This window comes from Streptomyces sp. NPDC043996, assembly GCF_056435225.1.
The window spans coordinates 37,635-47,847 of sequence record NZ_JBWKEY010000019.1 but is presented as its reverse complement, the minus strand read 5'-3'; the positions used below and the strand labels follow the sequence as shown (position 1 = coordinate 47,847).

The window sequence follows — 10,213 nt, the reverse complement described above, 5'->3', positions numbered from 1 at the left end:
CGGACGAGGGGAAGTACCTCGATTACCTGAAGCGGGCGACGGCTGATCTGCGCGACGCCCGCCGCCGGGTGCGCGAACTGGAGGACGCCCGCCAGGAGCCCGTGGCGATCGTCGGCATGAGCTGCCGCTACCCGGGCGGCGTCAACACGCCCGAGGACCTGTGGCGGCTCGTCGCCGACGGCGTGGACGCGATCTCCGCGTTCCCCACTGACCGCGGCTGGGACACGGACGAACTCTTCGACCCGGACCCCGACAAGCGCGGCACCAGCACCACCGCGGAGGGCGGGTTCCTCTACGACGCCCCCCAGTTCGACGCCTCGTTCTTCGGCGTCTCGCCGCGCGAGGCCCTCGCCATGGACCCGCAGCAGCGGCTCCTCCTGGAGACCGCGTGGGAGGCGATCGAGCGGGCGGGCATCGACCCGGTCGCGCTGCGCCGCAGCCGCACCGGCGTCTTCGCGGGCGTCATGTACTACGACTACGCGACCCGCCTGCACGCCCTGCCGGAAGGCGTCGAGGGCTACATCGGCACCGGCAACGCGGGCTCGGTCGTCTCCGGCCGCGTCGCCTACACCCTCGGCCTCGAGGGCCCGGCGGTCACCGTCGACACCGCCTGCTCGTCGTCCCTGGTGGCGCTGCACCTGGCCGCGCAGGCGCTGCGCCAGGGCGAGTGCACCCTCGCGCTCGCGGGCGGTGTGACCGTGATGCCCACGGCGGGTACCTTCGTCGACTTCAGCCGCCAGCGCGGCCTGTCGACGGACGGCCGCTGCAAGTCCTTCGCCGCGTCCGCCGACGGCACCGGCTGGGGCGAGGGCGCGGGCCTGCTGCTGCTCGAGCGTCTGTCGGACGCCCGCCGCAACGGCCACAAGGTCCTCGCGGTGATACGCGGCTCCGCCGTCAACCAGGACGGCGCCAGCAGCGGCCTGACCGCCCCCAACGGCCCCTCCCAGCAGCGCGTCATCCGCGACGCCCTCGCGAGCGCGGGCCTCAAGCCGGGCGACGTCGACGCGGTGGAGGCGCACGGTACGGGCACGACGCTGGGTGACCCGATCGAGGCGCAGGCCGTGATCGCCACGTACGGCAAGGAGCACTCGACGGAGCGGCCGCTGTGGCTGGGCTCCCTGAAGTCGAACATCGGGCACACGCAGGCCGCCGCCGGTGTCGCTGGTGTCATCAAGATGGTCATGGCGATGCGGAACGGTGTCCTGCCGCAGACGCTGCACGTGAACGAGCCGACGCCCCAGGTGGACTGGTCGGCGGGGACCGTCGAGCTGCTGACCGAGGCCCGCGCGTGGGACGAGCGGGACGGCGGCGGTCCGCGCCGCGCGGGCGTCTCCTCGTTCGGCGTCAGCGGCACCAACGCGCACGTCATCGTGGAGCAGGCGCAGGACGCCGAGGAGCAGGCGCCCGCCGAGGGTGCCGGGGACTTGGCGCCGTCGGTGGTGCCCGGCGTGGTCCCGCTGGTGCTCTCGGGGCGGACCCCGGAAGCCCTGCGGGCCCAGGCCGCCCGCCTGCGCGAGCGCCTCCTCGCGGACACCGCCCTCGCGGCGGGCGACGTCGCCTGGTCGCTGGCCGTGGCACGCTCCCGGTTCGAGCACCGGGGTGTGGTCCTCGGACAGGACCGTGACACCCTCCTCGCCGGGCTCGCGGGCCTGGCGGAGGGGGATTCGACCGCGCGGGGAGTGGTGACGGGGCGCGCCCTGGGCGGCACGGTCCGACCGGTGTTCGTGTTCCCGGGCCAGGGTTCGCAGTGGGCCGGGATGGCCCGTGAACTGCTCGCCGAGTCGCCGGTGTTCGCGGAGCGGATGCGGGAGTGCGCGGAGGCGCTGGCGGAGTTCGTGGAGTGGGACCTCCTTGAGGAGTTGAGCGGGGACCACTTCGACCGTGTCGATGTCGTCCAGCCGGTTCTCTTCGCGGTGATGGTGTCGCTGGCCGCCACGTGGCAGGCGGCCGGGGTGAAGCCCGCCGCCGTCATCGGTCACAGTCAGGGGGAGATCGCGGCCGCGTGTGTGGCGGGTGCTTTGTCCCTTCAGGACGCGGCTCGCGTCGTCGCCCTGCGCAGCATCGCGATCCGCGAACTGTCCGGCAAGGGCGGCATGGTGTCCGTGCCGCTGCCTGAGGCCGAGGTGCGCGAACTGATCACCGGCTGGCAGGGCCGCATCGAGCTGGCCGCCGTCAACGGCCCGGCCCAGGTGGTCGTGTCCGGCGAGCCGGAGGCGCTGGAGGAACTGGTCACGCAGTGCGTGGCCCGCGACATCCGCGCCCGCACCATCCCCGTGGACTACGCCTCGCACTCCTCCTACGTGGAGGACATCGAGGCGCGGATCGGCGAGGCCCTCGCGGGTGTCACCCCGCGTGCCGCCCAGGTCCCGCTGTACTCCACCCTGACGGGGCAGTGGCTGGGCACCGACACCCGCATGGACGCCGGGTACTGGTATCGCAACCTGCGTCAGACGGTCCTCTTCGAGCACGCCACCCGAGGTCTCCTCGCCGAGGGCCATGGCCTGTTCATCGAGATGAGCCCGCACCCGGTGCTCACCGTCCCGGTGCAGGCCACCATCGACGCCACCGACAGCCCGGCCGCCACGCTCGGCTCCCTGCGTCGCGACGAGGGCGGCTCCGACCGGCTCGCGGCCTCCCTCGCCGAGGCCCACGCGTACGGCGCGGAGCTGGACTGGAAGGCGCTCTTCCCCGGCACCCGTGCCACCGTCGACCTGCCCACGTACGCCTTCCAGCGCGACCACTACTGGATGCTGGCCCCCGACGACGACACGGACGGCGACGCCTCGCTGACCGTGGACGAGGTCGAGGCGCGGTTCTGGGAAGCCGTCGAGCGCGAGGACCTGGCGCAGCTGTCGGCGACGCTCGTGGACGTCGACGAGAGCACGCTGGGCGCGGTCCTTCCGGGCCTCGCCTCGTGGCGGCGCCAGCGGCGCGAGCGGTCGACCATCGACGGCTGGCGCTACCGGGTGACCTGGAAGCCCCTGGCGGGCGGCCTCCCCGTACCCGCGCTGACGGGCCGGTGGCTCGTCGTCGTACCGGAGGGCGCCGGGGACCACGCGTGGGCGACGGGCGTCGTCGAGGCGCTCGCGCGCGCCGGCGCCGAGGTCGCCGAACTGCGCGTCACGGAGCACGAGACGACCCCCGAGGCCCTCGCCGCCCGGATCCGGGACCTCAACGGCGCCGGTCTAGCCGGTGTGGTGTCGCTGCTCGGCCTCGACGAGACCCCGCACGCGGAGCACTCCGGCGTGCCGAACGGCCTCGCCGGAACCGTCGCGCTGGTGCGGGCCCTCGGCGACGCGGGCGTCGCCGCCAAGCTGTGGGCGGTGAGCCGGGGCGCGGTCTCCACCGGCCGCGGCGACCGCGCGGACAGCCCCGCGCAGGCGCAGCTGTGGGGCCTCGGCCGGGTCGTGGCCCTGGAGCACCCGGACCGGTGGGGCGGCCTGATCGACCTTCCGGCCGCGTACGACACGCGCGCCGCGTCCCGGTTCACGTCGGTCCTGACGGGGCTCGGCGACGAGGACCAGCTCGCCGTGCGCGACACCGGCGTCTTCGTACGACGCTTCGCGCACGCCCCCCTCGACACGGACGAGACGCGGGAGTTCACCCCGCGCGGCACCGCCCTGATCACCGGTGGTACGGGTGCGATCGGCGGTCATGTGGCGCGCTGGCTGGCCCGTGAGGGCGTCGAGCACCTGGTGCTGACCAGCCGTCGCGGCCTGGACGCTCCCGGTGCCGTCGAGCTGAAGGCGGAGCTGGAGGAGCTGGGTGCTGAAGTCACCGTCGCGGCCTGCGACGTGGCGGACCGGGAGGCGGTCGCACGCCTCCTCGACGAGCTGGCCACGGGCGGACACACCCTCCGCTCCGTCTTCCACGCCGCCGGAGTGAGCCCCTCGTACCCGGTCGCGGACCTGTCCGTGGCCGACGTCGCCGAGGTGTTCGGCGCGAAGACGGCGGGCGCCGCGCACCTGGACGACCTTGTCGACTCCGAGACGCTGGACGCGTTCGTGCTGTTCTCGTCCAACGCCGGGGTGTGGGGTGGTGGCGGTCAGGGCGCGTACGCGGCCGCCAACACCTATCTCGACGCGCTCGCCGAGCGGCGCCGCGCCCGGGGCCTGCCCGCCACTTCCGTCGCCTGGGGCGCCTGGGGCGGCAGCGGCATGGCCGCGGAGGAGCAGGCCGAAGAGCACCTGCGGCGCCGGGGCGTGACGGCCATGGCGCCGGAGCGCGCGGTGGCGGCGCTCGCTCAGGCCGTGGCGTACGGCGAGACGTTCCTGGCGGTCGCCGACGTGGACTGGGAGCGGTTCGCGCCCTCCTTCACCTCCGTGCGCCCCAGCCCCTTCATCGGGGACCTGCCGGAGGTGCGCCGCGCCCTCGCCGAGCCCGAGCCCGCCGCCGCTTCGGGCAAGGCCTCGGGCACGGGCCCGGGCACCGGCTCGGAGTGGGCCGACCGGCTCGCGGGCCTGGCCGAGCGCGAGCAGGAGCGCCAGCTCCTGGACCTGGTACGGGGTCACGCCGCCGCCGTGCTCGGCTACGCGGGCCCGGAGGCCGTGGAACCCACGCGCGCCTTCCGCGAGTTGGGCTTCGACTCGCTGACGGCGGTCGAGGTCCGCAACCGCATCGCGTCCGCGACGGGTCTGAAGCTGCCGACGACGCTGGTCTTCGACTATCCGACGTCTGCCGTTCTCGCGGGCTACCTGCGGACGCAGCTGATCGGAGACGGCGAGAGCGCCAAGGGCCAGGTTCCCGCCGCGCGCGCCGCAGCAGCCGTGGACGACGACCCGATCGCGATCGTCTCCATGAGCTGCCGCTACCCCGGCGGCGCCACCAGCCCCGAAGCCCTCTGGCGCCTGGTCTCCGAAGGCACCGACGCGGTCTCGGTGTTCCCCACCGACCGAGGCTGGGGCCCCGAGGGGCTCTTCACGGCCGACTCCGACGACGCGAGCTTCGCCGCACAGGGCGGGTTCCTCTACGACGTCTCCGAGTTCGACGCGGGTCTCTTCGGCATCTCGCCGCGCGAGGCCCTCGCCATGGACCCGCAGCAGCGGCTCCTGTTGGAAACCTCCTGGGAGCTGTTCGAGCGCGCGGGCATCGCGCCGTCCGCCCTGCACGGCAGCAGCACCGGCGTGTTCGTCGGCGCCTGCTCCCAGGGCTGGGCCGCGGGCCTGGCCAACGCTCCGGAGGGCGTCGAGGGCTACCTCATGACCGGCGACGCGACGAGCGTCATCTCCGGCCGCCTCTCCTACACCTTCGGCATGGAGGGCCCAGCGGTCACCGTCGACACGGCCTGCTCGTCGTCCCTGGTGGCCATGCACCTGGCCGCGCAGGCCCTGCGCCAGGGCGAGTGCGACATGGCCCTCGCCGGTGGCGTCACCGTCATGATCAGCCCCGCCGCGTTCCTGGAGTTCAGCCGCCAGCGGGGCCTGGCCGCCGACGGCCGCTGCAAGCCGTTCGCGGAGGCCGCCGACGGCACCGGCTGGGGCGAGGGCGTCGGCTTGCTGCTCCTTGAGCGGCTCTCCGACGCGCGCCGCAACGGCCACCAGGTCCTCGGCGTCCTCCGAGGCTCCGCCATCAACCAGGACGGCGCCAGCAACGGCCTCACCGCCCCCAACGGCCCCTCCCAGCAGCGCGTCATCCGCGCCGCCCTGACGAACGCCGGACTCACGGCGGCCGACGTCGACGCCGTGGAAGCGCACGGCACGGGCACCACCCTCGGCGACCCGATCGAGGCGCAGGCCCTGCTCGCCACGTACGGGCAGGAGCGTCCGGAGAGCGGCGAGCCGCTGTGGCTGGGCTCCATCAAGTCCAACATCGGCCACACCCAGTCCGCCGCCGGTGTCGCGGGCGTCATCAAGATGGTCATGGCGATGCGCGCGGGCGTGCTCCCGCAGTCCCTGCACGTGGACCGGCCGAGCACGCACGTCGACTGGTCGGCGGGTGCCGTCGAGCTCCTGGCCGAGACGCGGGAGTGGACCCAGCGCCAGGACGGCGGACCGCGCCGCGCGGGCGTCTCCTCCTTCGGCGTCAGCGGCACCAACGCCCACGTGATCGTGGAGCAGGCGCCGTCCCTGGCGGCGGAGTCCGCCCAGGACACCGAGCCGTCCGCCGCGCCCGTGACCGCCCTGCCGTGGCTGGTGTCCGCCCGCAGCGCGGACGCCCTGCGGGCCCAGGCCGACCGGCTGCGCGAACACGTGGTGACGCACACCGGCCTGGACCCGGTGGACGTCGGCTGGTCGCTCCTTTCGGGCCGGTCGTCGCTCGAACACCGCGCCGTCGTCCTGGGCCGGGACCGGGACGCACTCCTGTCCGGCCTCGAGGCACTGGCGTCCGGCGGCCCCGGAACGGTCACCGGTTCGACGGCCGAGGGCCGCCTCGCGGTCGTCTTCACCGGTCAGGGCAGCCAGCGGGTCGGCATGGGCCGTGAGCTGTATGAGACGTTCGACGTGTTCGCGGACGCGTTGGACGAGGTGTGCGCGCACCTGGATCCGCTGCTTGAGCGTCCGTTGAAGGAGGTCATGTTCGGCGCGGACGCCGAGGTGTTGGAGCGGACGGGTTATGCGCAGCCCGCGTTGTTCGCGGTGGAAGTGGCGCTGTTCCGTCTTGCCGAGTCCTTTGGGGTGCGCCCGGAGGTCGTCGGCGGCCACTCGATCGGTGAGTTGGCTGCCGCGTATGTGGCTGGTGTGTGGTCGCTTGAGGATGCGGCTCAGTTGGTGGCGGCTCGTGGTCGGTTGATGCAGGCGCTGCCTGAGGGTGGTGCGATGCTGGCCGTGCAGGTGGCGGAGGTGGATGTGCTGCCGCTGCTGGAGGGCCTGTCTGACCGTGTGGGTGTGGCGGCGGTTAACGGCCCCTCTCAGATCGTGCTTTCTGGTGAGCGCACCGCGCTGGAGGGTCTGGAGCAGACCCTTCGGGGCGATGGCCGCAAGGTGAAGTGGCTGAAGGTGTCGCACGCCTTCCACTCGCCGCTGATGGACCCGGCTCTGGACGACTTCCGCAAGGTCGCCGAGGGGCTGACGTATCAGGACCCGCAGCTGCCCGTCGTCTCCAACCTGACGGGTGAGCTGGCCGATCCCGCCGCGTTGATGGACCCCGAGTACTGGGTCCGTCACATCCGTGAGGCGGTCCGCTTCCACGACGGCCTTGGCGCCCTGACCGGCTTCGGCGTCTCGACGCTCCTCGAACTCGGCCCGGACTCCGTCCTGACCGCGATGGCGCACGACACGCTCACCGACCCGGCCGCCCAGAAGGGCCTGATCGCGGCCGTCCGCAAGGACCGCTCGGAGCCGGGTACGTTCCTGACCGCCCTCGCGCAGCTGCACGTGCGCGGCCTTACCGTCGACTGGACGCCGCTGTACGCGCCGGTCGCGTCGCGTCGCCGCGTCGAGCTGCCGACGTACGCCTTCCAGCGGCGGCGCTACTGGCCGCAGGCGGGCGCGGGCGCCGCGGGCGACGTGTCGGCCACGGGCCTCGCCGCGGCCGGGCATCCGCTGCTCGGCGCGTCGGTACCGCTGGCGGACGCGGACGGGTACCTGTTCACGGGCCGTCTGTCGCTGGCGACGCACCCGTGGCTCGCGGACCACGCCGTCGCGGGCCGGGTGCTCCTTCCCGGCACGGCGTTCGTGGAGCTGGCCGTGCGGGCCGGTGACGAGGTCGGCTGCGGGGTCCTCGAAGAGCTGACCCTCGCGTCGCCCCTGGTGCTCCCCGAGCGCGGAGCCGTACAGCTCCAAGTCCACGTCGGAGCGCCGGACGAGGACGGGCGGCGGAACGTCACGCTGCACTCCCGCGCGGAGCGCGACGAGTACGAGGGCGACAGCGCGTGGACCGCGCACGCCACGGGTGTACTCGCCGACGGCGGGCAGCGGAAGGCGGAGGACCGGCTCGCCGAGTGGCCGCCGCGCGACGCCGCCGAAGTCGACGTCGAGGGCCTGTACCGGCACCTGACGGACCTGGGCTTCGCCTACGGAACGGCGTTCCAGGGGCTGCGTGCCGCCTGGCGGCGCGGCGACGAGGTGTTCGCCGAGGTCGCCCTGCCGGAAGAGCAGGCCGACACGGCGGAGTCCTTCCGGCTGCACCCCGCGCTGCTGGACGCCGCCCTGCACGTACTCGGCCTCGGTGTGCTCCGTGGCGACACGGACAGCCAGGGCGACGGCGCACGGCTCCCGTTCGCCTGGGGCGGCGTCTCGCTGCACGCGACCGGCGCCTCCACGCTGCGCGTCCGGCTCGCCCCCGCAGGCAACGACGCCGTGACCCTCACCGTCGCCGACGGTCTCGGCGACCCGGTCGCCACCATCGACTCACTGGTCTTCCGGCCGGTCGCCGTGGACCAGCTCGGCGGCGGAGTGGCCGACGACTCCATGTTCCAGGTGGAGTGGAGGCAGCAGTCGTTGGCGTCGGCCGAGGCGGTTCCTGCCGTCACGGTGTGGCGCGCCGGTGACGCCGGGGCCGAGCTGAGCCCCGAGGCCGTGTCCGCGCGTCTGGCCGAGGCGCTGGGTGTGGTGCGGGACTGGCTGGCGGATGAGCGTGATGAGGCGTTGCCGCTGGTGGTGGTGACGCGAGGTGCTGTCGCCGCTGGTGAGAGTGCGCCGGACCCGGTGGGTGCGGCGGTGTGGGGTCTGGTGCGGTCGGCTCGCTCGGAGAATCCGGGCCGCTTCGTCCTCGTAGACGCCGATGCAGATCTAGATGGGTCGCTCCTGGGAGCCGTGCTGGCTTCGGGTGAGCCCGAGGTGGCGGTGCGGGGTGGTGCGGTGTTCGTGCCGCGTCTGGCCCGCGTCGCGGCCCCGGCTGGCGATGACGTCGCCCCATGGGGCGAGGGTTCCGTACTCGTCACAGGTGCCTTCGGCGGTCTGGGGCGCGTGGTGGTCCGGCATCTGGCCGAGCGCCATGGCGTACGGGACCTGCTGCTGGTCTCGCGTCGCGGCCTGGAGGCTTCGGGGGCCGCGGAACTGCGCGATGAACTCTCCGCGTTGGGCACGACGGTCACGGTCGCCGCGTGTGACGTGGCCGACCGTGACGCGCTGGCCGAGCTCCTGAAGGACAAGGGCGCGGACCTCTCCGCGGTCGTGCACGTCGCAGGCGTACTCGACGACGGCGTCGTCACGTCCCTGACGCCGGAGCGCATCGACACCGTGCTGCGGCCGAAGGTCAACGCGGCGCTGAACCTGCACGAGCTCACCGCCGACCTGGACCTGTCCGCCTTCGTCCTGTTCTCCTCCGCCGCCGGAGTCTTCGGCGGCGCGGGCCAGGCCAACTACGCGGCGGCGAACAGCTTCCTCGACGCCCTCGCGGCCTCCCGCCGCGCCCAAGGCCTCCCGGCGGCCTCGCTCGCCTGGGGCATGTGGGCCCAGGACAGCGACATGACCGGAAGCCTCGCCGACGCCGACCGGCAGCGCATGGCGCGCGGCGGCGTCGCCCCGCTGTCCACGGAGGAGGGCCTGGCCCTCCTGGACGCGGCCGTCACCGCGGCCGAAGCGCCCGCCGCCCTCGTCCCCCTCCGCCTGGACACCGCTGCCCTGCGGGCCGCGGCGGAGACCGACGCCGACGGCGTACCGGCGCTGCTGCGCGGCCTGGTCCGCACCCCGGCCCGGCGCGCCGCGGCTAGCGGTGCCGCCGCCGAACCGGCGGGCCAGGCGCCGCTGCTCGCCCAGCTCGCGGGACTCGACGCGGCCGAGCGCGACAAGGTGCTCACCGAACTGGTCTGCACCCACGTGGCGGCCGTACTCGGCTACGAGTCCGCGGCGGCCGTGGAGGCCCACCGCGCCTTCCGGGAGCTCGGCTTCGACTCCCTGACCGCCGTCGAACTGCGCAACGCCGTCAACGGCGCCACCGGCCTTCGGCTGCCCGCCACGCTGATCTTCGACTACCCGACCCCGGCCGCCCTCGCGGCGCACCTGGCCACCGCCCTGCCCTCCGGCGACGGCGGGAACGCGGGCGGCCTTTCGGTACTCGACGAACTGGACCGCCTGGAGTCGGCCCTGCTCGCGCTGGAAGCCGACAGCATCGCCCAATCGAAGATCACCATCCGGCTCCAGACCCTGCTGTCGCGGTGGAGCGCCCCCCAGGGCCAAGGAGCCAAGGGCGCGGGCCCGGCGGACGACGACCTGGACCTGGACGCGGTCTCCGACGAGGAACTCTTCGACGCGCTCGACGACGAACTCGGCCTCACCTGACGTGCCCGCGACGCTCGCAAGATTCGAAAGACCCGAAGTGAACCGCACAACCA

At 73.8% G+C, this 10,213-nt stretch carries 1 protein-coding gene; it reads left to right on the top strand.

All coding sequences use genetic code 11. The annotated features are described in order from the left end of the window. Positions 1 to 26 precede the first annotated feature (26 nt). Positions 27 to 10,160, top strand: a complete 10,134-nt coding sequence (locus AC07A4_RS37280) for a type I polyketide synthase (RefSeq protein ID WP_478608069.1) — start codon at positions 27 to 29, stop codon at positions 10,158 to 10,160. Positions 10,161 to 10,213: the final 53 nt, after the last annotated feature.